The organism is Hydrogenophilus hirschii (genome assembly GCF_054656675.1).
The window spans coordinates 148,032-165,843 of the sequence record NZ_BAAHXQ010000002.1; the positions used below are offsets into that span (position 1 = coordinate 148,032).

The 17,812-nt window shown below is 64.2% G+C and carries 13 protein-coding genes and 1 pseudogene; 11 read left to right on the forward strand and 3 right to left on the reverse strand.

Annotated elements, in window-relative coordinates:
• Positions 1–11: 11 nt before the first annotated feature.
• The 11 genes and pseudogenes from ACYQ4Z_RS07825 to ACYQ4Z_RS07875 form a co-directional block, all read left to right on the forward strand.
• Positions 12–4,422, forward strand: a pseudogene (locus ACYQ4Z_RS07825) (glutamate synthase-related protein); the annotation flags it as partial.
• Between the two features lie 291 nt (positions 4,423–4,713).
• Positions 4,714–6,180, forward strand: a complete 1,467-nt coding sequence (locus ACYQ4Z_RS07830) for a glutamate synthase subunit beta (RefSeq protein WP_219972110.1) — start codon at positions 4,714–4,716, stop codon at positions 6,178–6,180.
• A gap of 78 nt (positions 6,181–6,258) precedes the next feature.
• Positions 6,259–7,491 (forward strand): MFS transporter, encoded by a 1,233-nt coding sequence (locus ACYQ4Z_RS07835; protein ID WP_459860587.1) that lies wholly within the window; start codon positions 6,259–6,261, stop codon positions 7,489–7,491.
• Positions 7,475–7,936 carry a single-stranded DNA-binding protein gene (ssb, locus tag ACYQ4Z_RS07840; protein WP_219972112.1) on the forward strand — a complete coding sequence of 154 codons (462 nt, stop codon included), beginning with the start codon at positions 7,475–7,477 and terminating at the stop codon, positions 7,934–7,936. The genes ACYQ4Z_RS07835 and ssb overlap by 17 nt, the downstream gene beginning before the upstream one ends.
• A gap of 5 nt (positions 7,937–7,941) precedes the next feature.
• Positions 7,942–8,898, forward strand: a complete 957-nt coding sequence (locus tag ACYQ4Z_RS07845) for an MBL fold metallo-hydrolase (RefSeq protein ID WP_219972113.1) — start codon at positions 7,942–7,944, stop codon at positions 8,896–8,898.
• Positions 8,868–9,614 carry a tRNA threonylcarbamoyladenosine dehydratase gene (locus tag ACYQ4Z_RS07850; protein WP_219972114.1) on the forward strand — a complete coding sequence of 249 codons (747 nt, stop codon included), beginning with the start codon at positions 8,868–8,870 and terminating at the stop codon, positions 9,612–9,614. The genes ACYQ4Z_RS07845 and ACYQ4Z_RS07850 overlap by 31 nt, the downstream gene beginning before the upstream one ends.
• 54 nt (positions 9,615–9,668) lie before the next feature.
• Positions 9,669–10,406 (forward strand): 5'/3'-nucleotidase SurE, encoded by a 738-nt coding sequence (surE, locus tag ACYQ4Z_RS07855; protein ID WP_219972115.1) that lies wholly within the window; start codon positions 9,669–9,671, stop codon positions 10,404–10,406.
• Positions 10,407–10,417: 11 nt separating this feature from the next.
• Positions 10,418–11,101, forward strand: coding sequence for a protein-L-isoaspartate(D-aspartate) O-methyltransferase (locus ACYQ4Z_RS07860; RefSeq protein ID WP_459860590.1), 684 nt, complete (start codon positions 10,418–10,420; stop codon positions 11,099–11,101).
• A gap of 10 nt (positions 11,102–11,111) precedes the next feature.
• Positions 11,112–12,035: a peptidoglycan DD-metalloendopeptidase family protein gene (locus ACYQ4Z_RS07865; protein WP_459860592.1), complete on the forward strand. Its 924-nt coding sequence runs from the start codon at positions 11,112–11,114 to the stop codon at positions 12,033–12,035.
• Positions 12,036–12,072: 37 nt separating this feature from the next.
• Positions 12,073–13,101, forward strand: coding sequence for a sigma-70 family RNA polymerase sigma factor (locus ACYQ4Z_RS07870; protein WP_459860594.1), 1,029 nt, complete (start codon positions 12,073–12,075; stop codon positions 13,099–13,101).
• Between the two features lie 49 nt (positions 13,102–13,150).
• A complete protein-coding gene (locus ACYQ4Z_RS07875) occupies positions 13,151–14,083 on the forward strand; it encodes a histone deacetylase family protein (RefSeq protein WP_285614646.1) in 933 nt (310 codons plus the stop codon).
• A gap of 14 nt (positions 14,084–14,097) precedes the next feature.
• Here the strand turns inward: ACYQ4Z_RS07875 and ACYQ4Z_RS07880 are convergent, their stop codons facing one another.
• From ACYQ4Z_RS07880 to ACYQ4Z_RS07890, 3 genes are read right to left on the reverse strand one after another with little or no spacing between them, the layout of a single operon-like run.
• Positions 14,098–15,171, reverse strand: coding sequence for a glucokinase (locus ACYQ4Z_RS07880; RefSeq protein ID WP_119335740.1), 1,074 nt, complete (start codon positions 15,169–15,171; stop codon positions 14,098–14,100).
• On the reverse strand, positions 15,168–16,238 hold the full coding sequence (locus ACYQ4Z_RS07885; RefSeq protein WP_459860597.1) for an asparaginase domain-containing protein: 1,071 nt from the start codon (positions 16,236–16,238) through the stop codon (positions 15,168–15,170). Before ACYQ4Z_RS07885 ends, ACYQ4Z_RS07880 begins: the two co-directional genes overlap by 4 nt.
• A complete protein-coding gene (locus ACYQ4Z_RS07890; protein WP_459860599.1) occupies positions 16,235–17,788 on the reverse strand; it encodes an alpha-amylase family glycosyl hydrolase in 1,554 nt (517 codons plus the stop codon). The genes ACYQ4Z_RS07885 and ACYQ4Z_RS07890 overlap by 4 nt, the downstream gene beginning before the upstream one ends.
• Positions 17,789–17,812 lie beyond the last annotated feature (24 nt).

The window sequence follows — 17,812 nt, forward strand, 5'->3', positions numbered from 1 at the left end:
AAGGAAGCACGATGTCCGAGCACGATTGGAAAGAAGGGCTCTACCGCCCGCATCTCGAACACGACGCCTGTGGGGTGGGTTTCGTCGCCCACATCCGCGGTGAGAAACGCCATGAATTCATCTTGCAAGGGCTCGAGATCCTCAAGAATCTCGATCACCGCGGCGCGGTGGGCGCCGATCCGCTGCAAGGCGATGGCGCAGGCATTCTGATCCAAATTCCCGATCGCCTCTACCGCGAAGAGATGGCGAAGCAAGGGGTGACCTTGCCGCCGGCGGGAGAGTACGGCGTCGGAATGATTTTCCTGCCCAAGGAGCCCGCTGCACGCCGTGCCTGTGAAGAGGCGCTCGAGCGCGCTGTCGTCGCGGAAGGGCAGGTGGTGCTCGGATGGCGTGACGTCCCGGTCAATCACGAAATGCCGATGTCGCCCGCGGTGAAGGCGAAAGAGCCGGTGATTCGCCAGCTCTTCATCGGACGCGGCCCCAACGTGATGGTGACCGATGCGCTTGAGCGCAAGCTTTACGTGATCCGTCGCCGCGCGGCGAACGCGATCCTGTCGCTCAAGCTCGAACACGCCAAAGAGTTCTACGTCCCGTCGTTCTCGGCGCGCACCGTCGTCTATAAGGGGCAACTGTTGGCGCATCAAGTGGGCGAGTACTACCGGGATCTCGTCGATCCACGCTGCGAATCGGCGTTGGCGTTGGTGCATCAGCGTTTCTCGACCAATACTTTCCCGGAATGGCGGTTGGCGCACCCGTTCCGCTTCATCGCCCACAACGGCGAGATCAATACGCTACGCGGCAACTACAACTGGATGCGCGCGCGCGAACGCGGAGTCTCTTCTACGCTCTTGGGGCACGACCTGGAGAAGCTCTGGCCGATCATCTATCCCGGACAGTCCGATTCGGCGTCGTTCGACAACGCGCTGGAACTCCTGGTGATGGCCGGTTATTCGCTCGCCCACGCGATGATGATGCTGATCCCAGAGGCATGGGAAGCGCATACCAGAATGGACCCGCGTCGGCGTGCGTTCTATGAATACCACGCAGCGATGATGGAGCCGTGGGACGGCCCTGCCGCGGTGGCCTTCACCGACGGTCGCCAGATCGGTGCGACGCTCGACCGCAACGGGTTGCGGCCAGCGCGCTATCTGATCACTGACGACGACGTCGTGGTGATGGCTTCTGAAGCCGGAGTCTTGCCGATCCCCGAAGAGCGGATCGTGCGCAAATGGCGGCTACAGCCGGGGCGGATGTTCCTCATCGACATGGCGCAAGGGCGAATCATCGAAGACGAAGAGTTGAAGACGACGCTTGCCAACGCCAAACCGTATCGCGAGTGGTTGGAGCGGATCAACATCCACATCGACTCGTTGCCGGTGCCCGGCGCGTCGTCGATCGCGGCGGGTTTGAGCAAACAGCCGATCCTCGATCTGCAACAGGCGTTCGGTTATACCCACGAGGACCTGAAATTCATCCTTGAGCCGATGGCGAAAACGGGTGAAGAGGCGGTCGGGTCGATGGGCAACGACGCGCCGCTCGAGGTGCTCTCGAACCGACCGAAGCCACTCTACCACTACTTCCGGCAACTGTTCGCGCAGGTGACCAACCCACCGATCGACCCGATTCGCGAACAGTTGGTGATGTCGCTGGTTTCGTTCATCGGGCCGAAGCCCAATATCCTCGAACTCAACGAGATCAACCCGCCGTACCGGCTCGAAGTGCCGCAGCCGGTGCTCGATTTTGCCGCGATGGCGAAGGTGCGTGAGATCGCCCGTTTCACCGACGGCCGCTTCAAGAGCTTCGAGCTCGACCTCACCTACCCCGTTTCCTGGGGCAAAGAGGCGGTCGAAGCGTTCTTGGCGTCGCTGCAGGCGCAAGCCGAGGATGCGGTGCTCAATGGCTACAACATCCTGGTCCTTTCGGACCGCAAAGTCGACCGCGAGCGGGTCGCGGTGCCGGCGCTTCTTGGACTCTCGGCGGTGCATCAGCACCTGGTGAACAAAGGGTTGCGCACCCGCACCGGGTTGGTGGTCGAAACCGGATCGGCGCGTGAAGTCCACCACTTCGCGGTTTTGGCCGGGTACGGTGCCGAGGCGGTGCATCCCTACCTGGCGCTCATGACGCTCAAAGAGCTCGCCAATGGCGACGAAGCGCTCGAAGCGAAATACATCCAGCACTTCATCAAGGCGGTAGGCAAAGGCCTGATGAAGGTGATGTCGAAGATGGGGATCTCCACCTACATGTCCTATACCGGGGCGCAAATCTTCGAGGCGGTGGGGATCCAGCAAGCGGTGTGTGACAAATACTTCACCGGGACGGTCAGTCAGGTGGAGGGAATCGACCTCTTCACGATCATGGAAGAGGCGATCCGCATGCACCAAGCGGCGTACGGCAAGGATCTGACGCTCGAAAAGATGCTCGACGTCGGCGGCGAGTACGCGTGGCGCCATCGTGGCGAAGAGCACATGTGGACGCCGGATGCGATCGCGAAGATGCAACACGCGGTGCGCACCGGCGAGTTCGAAACCTATGCCGAATACGCGAAGATCATCAACGATCAGTCGAAGCGGCTGATGACCTTGCGCGGGCTCTTCCAGTTCAAGAAAGCGGCCGAGCCGGTGCCCCTCGACGAAGTGGAGCCAGCGAGCGAAATCGTCAAACGGTTCGCAACCGGCGCGATGTCGCTCGGTTCGATTTCGACCGAGGCGCACACCACGCTTGCGATCGCGATGAACCGCATCGGCGGGAAATCGAACACCGGCGAGGGTGGGGAGGACCCGGCGCGGTTTGCCCCGATCACGCGCGACACGACACTCGCGGAAGTGCTCGGCAAAGACCGCGTCGTGCGGGATATTCCGCTCAAAGCGGGGGATAGCCTGCGCTCTGCGATCAAGCAGGTGGCGTCAGGCCGCTTTGGAGTGACCACCGAATACTTGGTGAATGCCGACCAGATCCAGATCAAGATGGCGCAAGGGGCCAAGCCGGGCGAAGGCGGGCAACTGCCGGGGCACAAAGTCTCCGAGTACATCGGCTTCCTGCGCCACTCGGTGCCAGGGGTCGGATTGATTTCGCCGCCGCCGCACCACGACATCTATTCGATCGAGGATCTGGCGCAGCTCATCCATGACCTCAAGAACGTCAATCCGAACGCGTCGATCTCGGTGAAACTGGTCTCCGAAGTGGGGGTAGGCACCGTTGCAGCGGGTGTGGCGAAGGCAAAAGCCGACCACATCGTGATCGCCGGGCACGACGGCGGCACCGGCGCGTCGCCTCTTTCGTCGATCAAACATGCCGGGACACCGTGGGAACTGGGGCTTGCGGAAACGCAGCAGACGTTGGTGCGCAACCGCTTGCGCGGTCGGGTGCGGCTGCAAGTGGACGGTCAGATGAAGACGGGGCGCGACGTGGTGATCGGGGCGCTTTTGGGTGCCGACGAATTCGGCTTTGCCACCGCGCCGTTGGTTGCCGAAGGGTGCATCATGATGCGTAAGTGCCACTTGAACACCTGTCCGGTGGGGGTGGCAACGCAAGACCCGGAACTGCGCCGCCGATTCGTCGGCCAACCCGAGCACGTGATCAACTACTTCTTCTTCGTCGCCGAAGAGGTACGGCAGTTGATGAGCGAGCTCGGGGTGCGCCGCTTCGACGAGCTTATCGGTCGAGCGCACGAACTCCTCGAGATGCGCCCGGCGATCGACCATTGGAAAGCGAAAGGGCTCGACTTTTCGCGCATCCTCGCCAAGCCCAAGGGCTACGGCGAAACCCCCCATTATCACTGCGAAACGCAGGATCATGGGCTCGAGAAAGCGCTCGACCATCAGTTGATCCGCGAGGCGCAACCGGCGCTGACGCGGGGCGACGCCGTGCGCATCGACCTGCCGGTGCGCAACGTCAACCGTACCGTCGGGGCGATGCTCTCCGGGGAGGTGGCGAAGCGCTACGGCCACAAAGGGCTGCCGAACGATACGATCCACGTGACGTTGCGCGGCACCGCGGGCCAGAGCTTCGCGGCGTTCCTCGCGCGCGGGATCACCTTCGATCTCATCGGTGAAGCGAACGACTACGTGGGTAAAGGGCTTTCGGGCGGTCGCGTGATCGTGCGTCCGTCGCCCGAGTTCCGGGGAGAACCGACCCAAAACATCATCGTTGGGAATACGGTGCTCTACGGGGCGATCGAAGGGGAAGCCTATTTCTGTGGCGTTGCCGGTGAGCGTTTCGCGGTGCGGAATTCGGGCGCCGTCGCGGTCGTCGAAGGGGTGGGCGATCACGGCTGCGAATATATGACCGGGGGTACAGTGGTCGTTTTGGGGCGCACCGGACGCAACTTCGCCGCCGGGATGTCCGGTGGCATCGCTTACGTCCTCGACGAGGATGGCACGTTTGCGGAGCGGTGTAACCTCGCGATGGTGGCGCTGGAACCGTTGCCGGACGAGATCGCTGCGCGCGCCGAGTGTGACTGCGGCCCAGAGCTCGAGTCGCACGGGTTCGTCGCGATCGACCACCTGACGATGGGTGACGAATTGATCCTCAAAGGGTTGATCGAGCGGCATGCCCATTTCACGGGCAGCCGCCGCGCGAAAGAGATCTTGGCCCACTGGAGTCACTGGCGGAGCCGTTTCGTCAAGGTCTTCCCGCACGAATACCGTCGCGCACTCGGCGAGATGGCGCAGGCACGGGAAACGCAGTCCGCTTGATCGATAAGGGAAAACAACGATGGGTAAACCAACCGGTTTTCTGGAATTTGCGCGCATTTCCGAGGCGTACGAAGCGCCCGAGGTGCGGGTCAAATCGTTCAAAGAGTTCGTGCATCGCCTCACCGACGAACAGGCGAAGATTCAGGGGGCGCGGTGCATGGATTGTGGGATCCCGTTCTGCAACAACGGCTGCCCGGTGAACAACCTCATCCCTGACTGGAACGACCTCGTCTATCGCGGTAACGTCCGCGAGGCGGTGACGGTTCTGCACAGCACCAACAACTTCCCGGAATTCACCGGTCGCATCTGTCCGGCACCGTGCGAGGCGGCCTGCACGCTCAACCTCGAGGACAACCCCGTCGGCATCAAATCGATCGAGCGGTATATCGCCGATACTGGTTGGGAACACGGCTGGATCGTTCCGGAACCGGCGCGTGAAAAGACCGGAAAGCAGATCGCGGTGGTCGGCTCGGGCCCGGCAGGGCTGGCGTGTGCCCAACAGTTGGCGCGCGCCGGACACAGCGTCACCGTGTTCGAAAAGAGCGACCGCATCGGGGGGCTGCTGCGCTACGGGATCCCCGACTTCAAACTCGAAAAGTGGCAGATCGACCGCCGGATCGCGCAGATGGAGGCAGAAGGGGTGGTGTTTCGCACCCGCGTGCGGGTGGGGCCGCCGTTGCCCGAAGCGGTGAACGACGACGCCACCGAGTCGATCACTCCAGAAGAATTGCGGGCGCAGTTCGACGCCGTGGTCCTTGCGGTCGGGTCGGAAGTGCCGCGCGATCTCGACGTGCCGGGGCGGACGCTTGCGGGCATCCATTTCGCGATGAAGTTCCTTACGCCGCAAAACAAAGCGGTCGCGGGGGATCAACCCAATCCCATCGACGCCAAAGGCAAGCACGTGATCGTGATCGGTGGCGGGGATACCGGCGCCGACTGTACCGGGACGAGTCTGCGTCAAGGGGCGCTTTCGGTCACCCAGCTCGAGCTGCTGCCCAAACCGCCGGAAAAAGAAGCCAAACTCATTACTTGGCCCTATTGGCCGCATAAATTGCGGACCTCGACCTCGCACGAAGAGGGGCGGGTCGTCCGTGAATGGGCGGTGATGACCAAAGCGTTCCTAGGGGACGAGCAGGGGCGCGTGCGAGCGATTCGCTTGGCGCGGCTCGACTGGTCGAGCGGTAAGCCGGTCGAGATTCCCGACAGCGAATTCGAACTGCCTGCCGATCTCGTCTTTTTGGCGATGGGGTTCGTCCATCCGGCGCAGGAACTCCTCGATGCGTTCGGGATCGAAAAGGACGCGCGCGGCAACGCGGCTGCGGCAACCGATGGGCCCAACGCCTACGCAACGAACGTACCTGGTGTCTTCGTCGCGGGGGACTGCCGCCGCGGACAATCGCTCGTGGTCTGGGCGATTCGCGAAGGTCGGCAGTGCGCGCGGGCCGTCGACGAGGCGCTGATGGGAACGTCGATCCTGCCGCGCTGATCCCGTTCTTCAGGGTCTTCGGTGAGGGCGCCCATCCTTTGCGGGAAAAGGGGCGCCCTTGTCATTTGTGGAGGGGTGATGACGGATACGCAAGACGAACGAAAGGTCGCAGTTCGCCTGGCGGGGGTATTTGCGCTGCGCATGGTTGGACTCTTTCTGGTGCTACCGGTGCTTGCCGACTACGCCCGCCTTTTGCCGGGCGGCGATTCGGCGTCGACGGTCGGTTTGGCGTTGGGGGTGTATGGATTGACCCAGGCACTTCTCTTGTTGCCGCTTGGTTGGGCATCCGACCGTTGGGGGCGCAAACCGATCATCTATCTTGGGTTGGTGCTGTTCGTGCTCGGTGGGTTGTTGGCGGCGTGGGCGCCGACCGTGCACTGGCTGGTTGCGGCCCGCGCCATTCAGGGAGCTGGAGCGATTTCGTCCGCAGTGACCGCTCTCGTCGCCGATTTGACCTCGCCCACGTTTCGCACGCGCGCGATGGCGATGATCGGGGCGTCGATCGGGTTGGCGTTTGCGGGGTCGCTGGCGGTGGCGCCGTGGCTCTACGGAGTGGTCGGGATGCGCGGCATCTTTCTCCTCACCGCGGTGATGGGGGTGCTGGCGCTCGTGATGGTTGCGCGTGGGGTGCCCAATCCGCCGCCAGCCTCAACGCACGGTGCGCCGCACGGGGAAGCGGAACGCCGGGGGTTTGCGGTCGTATTACGGGATTCCCGCTTGCTGCGTCTCGATTTCGGTGTCTTTTGCCTGCACTTCGTCCAGATGGCGATGTGGGTAGTCGTTCCCGCCCTGTTGGTCGCACAGGCTGGGTTGCCGGTATCGGCCCACTGGCAGGTCTATGCGGTCGCGGTGGTGGTCGCGTTGCTCGTGATGGTGCCGCTGGTGATCCTTGCCGAGAAGCGGGGGAAAATCGCTGCGGTCTATCGGGGGGCGGTTCTGTTGCTGGTCGCAGTGCAACTGGGGTTCGCCCTGTTGGCCTTTTTCCCGGACCGCAGCGGCCTGTGGTCGTTGGGTGTAGCGCTCACGCTTTTTTTCGTCGCGTTCAACGTGCTCGAAGCGACCCAGCCGTCGTGGATTTCGAAAGTGGCACCACCGCGATACAAAGGGGCAGCGTTGGGGGTCTATAACACGCTGCAGTCGTTGGGGCTTTTCGCGGGCGGAGCATTCGGCGGTTGGGTAGCGCAACACTGGGGGCGTGGTGCGCTCTTCCTTGCCTGCGCCCTGGCAGGGGTTTTGTGGTATGCTTCCGCGCAACGGCTCTCTCCCCCGGCAGAGGGCATCGAGGAGGCAAATCATGGCATCGGTCAATAAAGTCATTCTGGTCGGTAATCTCGGGCGCGATCCCGAAACGCGGTATCTGCCCAGCGGCGAGCCGGTGGTGAATCTCTCCGTGGCGACGTCGGAACGGTGGCGTGACAAGCAGACCGGCGAGATGCGCGAGCAGACCGAGTGGCACCGCGTCGTCTTCTTCGGGCGGCAGGCGGAGGTCGCCGCGCAGTATCTGCGCAAAGGCTCGCCAGTCTATGTCGAGGGGTCGATCCGCACGCGCAAATGGACGGACCAGAACGGACAAGAGCGTTATACGACCGAAATCCGTGGCGATACCTTCAAAATGCTGGGTTCGCGCGGGGGCAGCGAAGGCGATGTGCCGATGCAACCGGCGGCAGCTCCGGCTGCGCAACCGTCTGGCGCGCCCAGTGCCGCGGCGGCGCCGTTCGTCGATAATGGCTTTGCCGACGACGATATCCCGTTCTGACGATTATGTCCGAAACGGTGGTGTGGGACGATCGTGGCGTTGCCACGATCGATACCGGTTATCTTCGCTCCAATCTCGCTGCAGTCTATCTCTTGGCAGCGGGAAACGAAGCGGCGTTCTTCGATACGGGCGTCAATAGCGCGTTGCCGCGTTACCTGGAAACTCTGGCCAGAAGCGGAATCGCGCCGGAAGCGGTCCGTTATCTTTTTCTCACCCATATCCACCTCGACCATGCGGGGGGGACGGGGCAGTTGTTGGCTGCGCTTCCCAACGCGCAGGTGGTGGTCCATCCGCGCGGCGCGCGCCATCTGATCGACCCTTCGCGCCTGTGGCAGGCAACGTGTGCCGTCTACGGTGAAGCGCAAGCCTTTGCGCTCTACGGTTACCTGATGCCCGTGCCCGAAGAGCGGGTGATCCCGGCAACGGAGGGGCAGCGATTCACCGTTGGCGATCACACCATCGTGGCGTTCGACGCGCCGGGACACGCGCGCCATCACCTCTTTTATTGGGATGAAACGGTGCGGATCGTATTTACGGGCGACACGTTGGGGTTGTCGTACCGGGAGCTCGACGTCGAGGGGCGTCCGACGGTGATCCCGACCACGACGCCAAGCGAGTTCGACCCGGATGCGCTCGTGGCGACGACGAACCGCATCGCTGCGCTCGCGCCGGAAAAGGCGTACCTCACCCATTTTGGCGGGGTGACCGAAGTGGCGCGTCTGGTTGCGGAACACAACCGCCTGGTCGATGCGTACGTCGGGATCGCGCGTTCGGCGCGCGGCGAGGGGACGACGCGTCACCTCGAGATCTTGGAGGGGCTGCGGGCGTTGATGCTCGAAGAGGGGGAACGCCAAGGGTGGCCGCTTACCGGCGAGATGTTACTCGAGTTCCTCGCGTGGGATCTCGAATTGAACGCGCAGGGGTTGGGCATTTGGCGCGATCGGACCTCCCGCGCCGTCTGACGGCGCTCGCAAATCTCTTTGGCACCGACGGCTTGGCGCGACTCACCGCGGCGCACGTTGTGGTGGTCGGTCTGGGCGGTGTCGGTTCGTGGGCTGCCGAGGCGTTGGCGCGTAGCGGCGTGGGACGCCTCACGCTCATCGACATGGACGTGGTCGTCGAAAGTAACCTCAACCGACAGGTACAGGCGCTGCGCACCACCTGCGGGATGGCCAAAGTGACGGCGCTTGCCGAACGTTTTGCTCAGATTGCGCCTGAGCTTGACGTGCGTCCGGTCGATGCGTTCGTGACCCCGGAAAACGTCGCAACGCTCCTTGCCGAGGCGCCCGATGGCGTGATCGATGCGACCGACGACGGCAAGGCGAAGGTTGCCCTTGCCTGTTGGGCGCGGGAAAGCGGCACCCCGTTGATCCTAGCGGGCGCTGCCGGCGGCAAACGCGACCCGACGCGGATTCGCTGTGCCGATCTCGCGTCGGCGATCCAAGATCCGTTGCTTGCGAAGGTGCGCAGCCGCCTGCGGCGCCTCTACGGTTTTCCCCGCGCGCCGCGCAAAATGGGCGTGAAGGTCGTTTTCAGCGACGAACCGATGGTGCGCGGCGCTGCCTGTGACGCGGCTGCGGGACTGGCGTGTGCCGGATACGGTTCGGTGGTCACCGTGACCGGGGCGATGGGGTTTGCTGCGGCCCAATGGATGCTCGAGCGGCTCATTGCGCGCTGAGCGCCTATGGTAAGATTCCCGAAAGAAGGGCCTTTTCCCTGATTCGAGAGCGCGATGCGGATCCTGATCAGTAACGACGACGGCTATTTTTCCCCGGGTATCGAAGCATTGGCACAAGCACTGCGTGCGTACGGCGAGGTGACGGTGGTCGCTCCGGAGCGCGACCGCAGTGGCGCAAGTAACTCCCTCACCCTCGACCGTCCGCTCATGCTGCGGCGCGCACCCAACGGGTTCTGGTTCGTCAACGGCACACCGAGCGACTGCGTCCATTTGGCGGTCACCGGCATGCTCGACGTCGTTCCGGATATGGTCGTTTCCGGGATCAACCTCGGGGCGAACATGGGCGACGATACCATCTATTCGGGGACCGTCGCCGCTGCGATGGAAGGGTATCTGCTCGGGGTGCCTTCGTTGGCGATCTCACTGGTGAGTAAGAATCCGCAGTCGTTCGTGGCGGCTGCGGCGATTGCCGCCCAGTTGGTGGCGCGGGCACAAACGAACCCGTTGGGTCGGGTGCTTTTGAACGTCAATGTTCCCGACTTGCCGCTCGAGGCGATCAAAGGGATCGAAGTGACGCGGCTGGGGCGGCGCCACAAGGCGGAGCCGCTCATCAAAGGAACCAATCCGCGAGGCGAAACCGTCTATTGGATTGGCCCAGCAGGCGGAGCGGCCGACGCCGGACCGGGTACCGATTTCCATGCGGTGGAACAGGGCTACGTTTCGGTGACGCCGCTGCAGATCGACCTCACCGATTACGAGGGCATCGACGCGCTGCGCGCGTGGCTGGCGTAAGGAAGCAGCCCATGGCCCATCAGTTGCGTTGGCAGGAAGCGAACGAAACGGAGCGTGGCGATGCGCCGTTTCGCCGCCAACGCGACGCGCTGGTGCAGCAATTGGCAGCCGAAGGGATTCGTAACGCGCGCGTGCTCGACGCGATGCGTCAAGTGCCGCGCCACCGGTTCGTCGATGTCGCGCTTCAATACCAAGCGTATGCGAATGTCGCGTTGCCGATCGGACATCGACAAACCATCTCACAACCCTATATCGTCGCACGGATGTTGGAACTGCTCCTCGTCCCGCCGCAGCCGAACAAGGTGCTCGAGATCGGGGTGGGGTGTGGGTATCAAACGGCCCTGTTGGCCCATTTGGTCCCCGAGGTGTTCGGCGTGGAGCGGATCCAGGCGCTGTTCGAACAAGCGAAAGCCAACCTGCGGCCGTTTCGGTTCGCCCACGTGCGCCTGAAGTGGGGAGATGGCGCCGTGGGGTTACCGGAAGCGGCGCCGTTCGACGCGATCCTCGTTGCGGCAGCGTGCGCGAAGCCTCCTGCGGCGTGGTTCGAACAGCTGGAGCCCCACGGCCGGATCGTTGCGCCGATGGGGGACGAGACGGCGCAGTGGTTGACGGTCTGGCAGCAGAAAAATGGGCAGTGGGTGGCAGAAACCGTAGAGCCGGTGCGGTTCGTGCCGCTCGTTGCCGGCGTGGAATAGGAGAACGGACATGAGGGAACGGATTGCGATGCGAGTCGGATTGTGGGCGACGGTGGCGATGGTCGTGCTCGCTGGGTGTGCAACACCGGTGAAATCCCCGGTGGTCGACCGCAGTAGCGGGGCGTCAACCGCACCGACGGTTGGCGGGGGAAGCGTGGGGGCGGCGTCGCTCCCCGAATTCCATCAAGTCGCACCCGGTGAGACGCTCTTTGCGATTGCCCGCCGCTATGGTGTCGCGCCTGAAACGTTGGTGCAGTTGAACGGCTTGAGCGACCCGGATCGCATCTTCGTTGGACAGCAGCTGCGGTTGCGTCCGGGGGCGACGCCAAGTGGGGGGGCAACGGGCGTTCAGGTTTTCCCTGTGGGCACGCCGAGCACGACAGCGACTGGGCCGGATGCGCAGGGTGGTGCGGGGATGCCGGGCGGATCCACCTCTTCTTCGACCGGTGTTGCCACTGGCGGGCGTTTGAGTGCGCCGCCGCTCACGGCTACGGCTCCGGTCGGTACGCCAGAGAGCGGCACCGCAACTACCACGGGGCAACCCGCGCCGATACCACCGGCGAGCGCCAGCGGTTGGACGTGGCCAGCGCGTGGTCCGGTGCTTGCGCCGTTCGACGGCAAAATTCGTAAAGGGGTCGATATCGGCGGCAACGTGGGCGATCCGGTCTATGCGGCGATGGACGGGACGGTCTCGTACGTCGGCGAAGGGATCGAGGGGTTCGGGCTGATCGTGATCCTGCAACATGCAAACGACTACGTCTCGGTCTATGCCCACAACGACAAGGTAGTCGTGAAAGAAGGCGATACGGTCAAACGGGGCCAGATCATCGCGCGGATGGGGAAAAGCGGTAATGCCGATCGGCCGAAACTCCACTTCCAGATCCGCCGCGCGGGTAAAGCGATCGACCCGGAGACCGTGTTACCCAAATCGTGACCGAATGGTCGCTCCGCGACGATCGGAGGGAGGTGTGATGGGGCGCACGAAAACGACGAAAACCGAACCACAGAAGACCCACGCGTCCGACGTCGACAGGGCGCAAGGGAACGAACCCAGCGAAACGCCTTTGGACGGCGATACCTCGGCGGCGTTCGACGACGCGCCGGATTTCGATTCCGAGACGTCGGTGGCCGACGCGTGCGTGGATGACACCGAGGAGCGGTTCGACGACGAACTCTTCTCCGATCTGGCGCACCGCTACTTGGAGGCGATCGGCTCGATCAGCCTCTTGGCGCCACAGGAAGAGTTGGCGCTTGCCCGCCGCGCGAAAGCTGGGGACAAAGCGGCGCGGCAGCAGATGATCGAAAGCAATTTGCGGCTCGTGGTGAGCATCGCCAAACACTATCAACATCGCGGGGTGCCCTTCCTCGATCTCATCGAAGAGGGCAACCTGGGGTTGATGCATGCGCTGGAAAAATATGACCCGGAACGCGGTTTTCGCTTCTCGACCTACGCAACCTGGTGGATTCGGCAGGCGATCGAACGGGCGGTGATCAGTCAAAGTCGAACCGTTCGGTTGCCCACCCACATCCACCGCCGTCTTGGCCAGATGCGCGCGGCAGAGCGCGCGAGGCAAGGGGAGGAATCGGGCGATGGCGAATTGGCCGAAGCGCTCGGGATCGCGCTTGCCGATCTCCATTCGCTGCAAGCAGTTGGGATGACGCCGCGTTCGCTCGACGAGTCGTTGGGCGACGACGACAAACGGCAATGGGTCGACAATCTGCCCGACGAACCCGACGCTCAGCCCGAAACGGTGATCGCGCAACGCGAGGTGACCGAGGTGATCCGGCGCTGGCTCGATACGCTGCCCACCCGTTACGCCTACATCGTGACCCGCCGTTTTGGCTTGGACGGACGCGATCCGGCTACGCTGGAGGAGCTCGCGGAAGAGGTCGGCTTGACGCGGGAGCGGGTGCGGCAGATCCAGATGGAGGCGATTCGCCGTTTGCGCCGGATCGCGCGGCAATCGGGGGTGCGACCGGACGAGATGTTGACCTCTTGACAGAGCTTGCCAGTCCGATAACGAAAAAGAGAGCAAAAGGGAGGGAAGGATGACGATGACGGCGCTGATTACCCATCCGGATTGCGCGCGGCACGAGATGGGGAGCCACCACCCGGAATGCCCGCGGCGTTTGAGTGCGATTCACGACCATCTGATCGCGCAGGGTCTAGACCCCTATCTGGTGCCCTATGAGGCGCCGCTGGTGACGCGGGAAGCGCTCGAGCGGGTCCATGACCCCGCGTATCTCGACGAACTGTGGGCGAGCGCGCCGCTCACCGGGCTGGTGCACCTTGACCCCGATACCGCGATGAACCCCGATACGCTGGTTGCCGCGCAACGCGCCGCCGGTGCAGGGGTGCTCGCCGTGGACCTCGTGCTCGGCGGCGAGGTGGGAAACGCCTTTTGTTTGGTGCGTCCGCCGGGACACCACGCGGGGCGTGCCCGCGCGATGGGGTTCTGTTTCTTCAACAACATTGCGGTTGCTGCGGCACACGCGCTCGCGCACCACGGCCTTGAGCGGGTGACGATCGTCGATTGGGACGTCCATCACGGCAACGGGACCGAGGAAATCTTTCGCGACGACCCGCGCGTGCAGATGGTGAGCATCTTCCAGCATCCGTTTTATCCCTATTCGGGAACCGAGAACCCGCCACCGCACATGGTCAATGTGCCGCTGCCTGCGCGTTCGGGCAGTGACGAATTCCGTCAAGTGGTGACCGACCTTTGGTTGCCGGCGATTCGCGCGCATCAGCCACAGCTGCTTTTGATCTCTGCTGGGTTCGACTCCCATCTGGAAGACGACATGGGTTCATTGGCACTGCGCGAAGGCGATTACGCGTGGGCCACCCATGAGTTGGTGCGCTTGCTGCGCGAGATCACCGGAGGGGCCGCGCCGATCGTCTCGATGCTCGAAGGGGGGTACGTGATGAGTTCGCTCGCCCGTTCGGCCGGGGCGCACATTCGCGCGTTGATCGAGGCGTAGCGCTCGGTTGGTGGTCAGCGCGCCGCGCGTGCCTGGCGAAACGCAACATATGCCGCACCGCGTAGCCCCAAGTCGCTCGCATGCACGAGCCAAAGCGGGGTTGCGGCGAGCGCGTCGCGGTAGCGTGGACCGCTCAGGAACGCGTCATGCCATTCTCGCCGCCGCAGCCACGGCGCGATCGCGTTCGCGAGGCTACCGACCAGCACGACGCCCTGAGTCGCCCACGCCATCAGCGTGGCTTCGGCGGCGAAATGGGCCAGTAAGCGGGAAAAGAGGGTAACGGTGTGGGCGGCGGCACTTTCCGGGTCCGCGTGCGCGGCGGCGACGATCGCTTCGGGCGCGAGCGTCGCGCCGTTGAGGAACTGATGGAGTCGCATGAGTCCCGGGCCGGAAAGGAGCCATTCCCAATAGGGTTGTTGCGCCGGCGCGTCTGCCGCGATCGCTGGCCAGTGAGTCGCCAGTTCGGGCAGAAGCGGTAGGCGCAGATTGCCCGCTTCTGTCGAAAGGACGAGGGGTGCCGGTGTACGCGCCGGTTGCCACAAGAACGCGATCCCGAGCCCGGTTCCCGGGCCGATCACTGCGAGCGGCCGTTCACCGGGTTGGGGAACCGTCGCTTGAGGCGAGCGTGGCGCGGACGCAGCGCTGGTTTCCGGTGCGATCGGTGCCGTTGCTGCAAGCTCAGACGGGTTGCCGAGCCGTTCGCATTCGGCATCGGTGACCGTGAGCAGCCCGTAGGCTTGCGCGGCGAAGTCGTTGAGCAGGGTAACGGGTGCGCCGAGCACGCGGCTGAGCGTTGCCGCGTCGATGCGCCAGGTGGGACGGTTCGTGAGTGTGATCGTTGCGTCGTGTACGGGCCCCGCGGCTGCGATCACGACCTGGGAAAGGGGTTCGGTGACGGGGAGTGCTGTCAGCGCCCGCTGCCACGCTTCGTGAAAGGTCGCGGCATCGTCGTTGCGTCCGATCCAGGTCGTGTCTACGTGCAGGTGTGCGCCGTCGAGACGAAGCCGTTGCCACCGGTTGTGGGTGCCGCCGATGTCGGCGACGAGAAACGTCGCTTGCGGCGTTTTTTGCGCTTCGTTTTCGCTCATGGTGGGTTCGCCGCGTGATGAGGCGCAGGGCAGGACGCGTACGGAACGGTTCCGGCGGCAATCGCACGCCAAAGCGCGTCGCGTGCTTCAGGTAGCGGGGTTGCGTTCGTGACCAACGCGGCGGCGACGCGCGCCTGTGCGGCGCTGAGGATCCCAGCAGGCCAGGTGCCCAGTTCGGCGTCGATCGGGCGGGGAAGCACGGGGCCGAAACTGCAGCGGCTCGCGCGGATGATGGGCGTACCGGAGGCGGTCGCGGCGCGGATCGATTCGTACCAACGCGTGGGGACGCTTCCATGACCCGGGCAGAGCAGGACGAACGCAGCCGCCGCCGGCACGGCCGCGTTGAGAAGCACGGCGTCGTCCCATGCGGTGCAGGAGAGCAGCGGCACAGCGGGCCAATCGGCGGGAAGCGGTAGCGGCAAGGAATCTGGAGGGATGCGGTGGGCGCTGCGGGCCGATGCGGGGGCTGGCGTGTGCGCGGGTTCGGTGGTGGCGGTTTCAAGCGGTTCGACTGCAGCGAAGGCATCGCGCGCGCAGGTGTGCGTTTTGCGCACGCCGAGCGCAGGGAAAATTTTGCCCGCGAACGCAACCCAGACGCCGGGTGGGGTTGCCCGATCGGCAGCGATTGCGAGCGCAGCGCGGAAATTGGCTTCACCATCGGACTCCGGATCGTCGGCGGGACGCATCGCACCGGTGAGAACGACCGGGATCGACGGGGCGAGGGTGAGCGCCAACAGCGCCGCGCTCTCTTCGAGTGTGTCGGTGCCATGGGTGATGAGGATGCCGCAACAGCCAGGGGTGGCGAGTGCCGCAGTGACGGCCTTGTGCAACTGTTGCCACGTTTCGGGGGTAGCCTCTTTCGAATCGATTTGGTAAGGGGTGCGTACGCGCACGGGAAGGGACGAGGTAACCCGCCACCGGGCGGCGAGCGTTTCGGCAGCGATCGCGCCAGCGGTATAGGTGTGGCCTACGCCCGCTCCGGCGATGGTGCCGCCGGTGGCGATCCAGACCAGATGGGGCGTGGCGTCGGGTGGCGCGTGGGTGAGGCGATCGGGTGCGGAACTCACGGCGTTACTCCTTGGTTTCGTTGTCGCCGCCGATGAATCAGGTGTCGGTACCAGTGAAGCGTGGAATGGGGGTCTTCGTACTGCTGTTGCCAGGCAAGCGGCAGGTGCTCCGGGGGAAGCGGCGTCCATGGTGGGGCTGGGGAGAAACCGCCGAAAGGTTGGGTGGCGTCCCACGGGTACGGTGTGCGCACCGCGTCGCGGCCGGTGCGGCTCAGCGCGGCGAGAATCGTACTGTCTGTCTCCCCTTTGGCGCGCAACGCGGCGATCGTCGGCTCTGCGGCACGGTCGTGGATTTGCGCCCAGTGGGTGAGCCGTGCGTTCGGCAGACCCAACTCTTGTCCCTGGTAGAGGATCGGCACCGCCGGTTGGAGCAGTTGCGCCGCCGCGAAGGCTTTCGCGGCGCGTCGCGTGGCGTCGGGATCACGATCGTCCGCCCAGCGCGAAACGACGCGCGGCAGGTCATGGTTTTCGAGGTAGAGGGCGGGGCGTGTTCCCAGCGCCCGTGCGGTTTGCCACCAGCGCACGCAGCTTTCGGAAAAGGCGACGGTATCGAGCGTCGTGCCCCCTTGCGCCGTGGGGCGGTCGATGTGCCAGAGTTCGAAGTGCAACAGAAACGACAACAGCCCGTTGGGTTCGGCGATCCACGGCGCGGCGCGCTCGACGGGCAGACCGTTGGCTTCCCCGAGTGTCAAGTGGTCACGGGTGAGTCCGGCGCGGCGCACGAAATCGGCAAAAAGCGCTTCGAGACCGGGTTGGGCGAGGAAATGGCTCCAGGCGGGCTGAGGCAGAGGGTGCCTATTTTCGGAGGGGGGTGCGGCGGCACCGGCAGATGCCTCGGCCTCTGGGGCGGCCAAGCAGCGCGGCTCCCCCCCTGTTGGAGCGACCGACGGTAGCCCCGGCGCTTTTTTGAGGACGGTGAGCGCATCGAAACGAAAGCCGTCGACGCCGCGGTCGAGCCAGAAGCGGGCGATTTCGGCAAGCGCTGCGCGTACTTCGGAATTTTCCCAATTGAGGTCCGGTTGTTGTGGCAGGAAGAGGTGGAGGTAGTACTGCTGCGCGGTTTCGCTCCACGACCACGCGGAGCCGCCAAAAATCGCTTCCCAGTCGTTGGGCGCGTCGCGCCAGTAGTACCACTCCCGGTAGGGGGCTTCGCCCCGTTCGGCTGCGCGAAACCAGGGGTGGTCGCAGCTCGTGTGGTTGATCACCAGATCGAGCACCAGCCGCATGCCGCGGCGGTGCAGTTCAGCGACCAGCGTATCGAAGTCGGCGAGCGTGCCGAAATCGGGGTGGATCGCGCAGTAATCGGTGACGTCGTAGCCAAAATCGGCGTTGGGGGAAGGGTGGATCGGGGTGAGCCAGAGGGTATCGACTCCTAGCCACGCGAGCGCATCGAGACGGGTGATGAGCCCCTGAAGGTCGCCAATCCCGTCGCCATTCCCATCGGCGAAGCTCCGCACCCAGACGGTGTAGATCACGGCGTCGTGCCACCAGCGTGGGATCTGAGCAGCGGGCGGTGCGGAGCGGGTTGGATGGGACGAGGTTGCGGTCACCGTCACCGTTTTTGGGTTCTTCTG

Excerpts from the sequence above, each read along its gene's own strand:
- ACYQ4Z_RS07830 (WP_219972110.1), top strand. The coding sequence starts at position 4,714 with ATGGGTAAACCAACCGGTTTTCTGGAATTTGCGCGCATTTCCGAGGCG.
- ACYQ4Z_RS07835 (WP_459860587.1), top strand. The coding sequence starts at position 6,259 with ATGACGGATACGCAAGACGAACGAAAGGTCGCAGTTCGCCTGGCGGGG.
- ssb (WP_219972112.1), top strand. The coding sequence starts at position 7,475 with ATGGCATCGGTCAATAAAGTCATTCTGGTCGGTAATCTCGGGCGCGAT.
- ACYQ4Z_RS07845 (WP_219972113.1), top strand. The coding sequence starts at position 7,942 with ATGTCCGAAACGGTGGTGTGGGACGATCGTGGCGTTGCCACGATCGAT.
- surE (WP_219972115.1), top strand. The coding sequence starts at position 9,669 with ATGCGGATCCTGATCAGTAACGACGACGGCTATTTTTCCCCGGGTATC.
- ACYQ4Z_RS07860 (WP_459860590.1), top strand. The coding sequence starts at position 10,418 with ATGGCCCATCAGTTGCGTTGGCAGGAAGCGAACGAAACGGAGCGTGGC.
- ACYQ4Z_RS07865 (WP_459860592.1), top strand. The coding sequence starts at position 11,112 with ATGAGGGAACGGATTGCGATGCGAGTCGGATTGTGGGCGACGGTGGCG.
- ACYQ4Z_RS07870 (WP_459860594.1), top strand. The coding sequence starts at position 12,073 with ATGGGGCGCACGAAAACGACGAAAACCGAACCACAGAAGACCCACGCG.
- ACYQ4Z_RS07875 (WP_285614646.1), top strand. The coding sequence starts at position 13,151 with ATGACGATGACGGCGCTGATTACCCATCCGGATTGCGCGCGGCACGAG.
- ACYQ4Z_RS07880 (WP_119335740.1), bottom strand. The coding sequence starts at position 15,171 with ATGAGCGAAAACGAAGCGCAAAAAACGCCGCAAGCGACGTTTCTCGTC.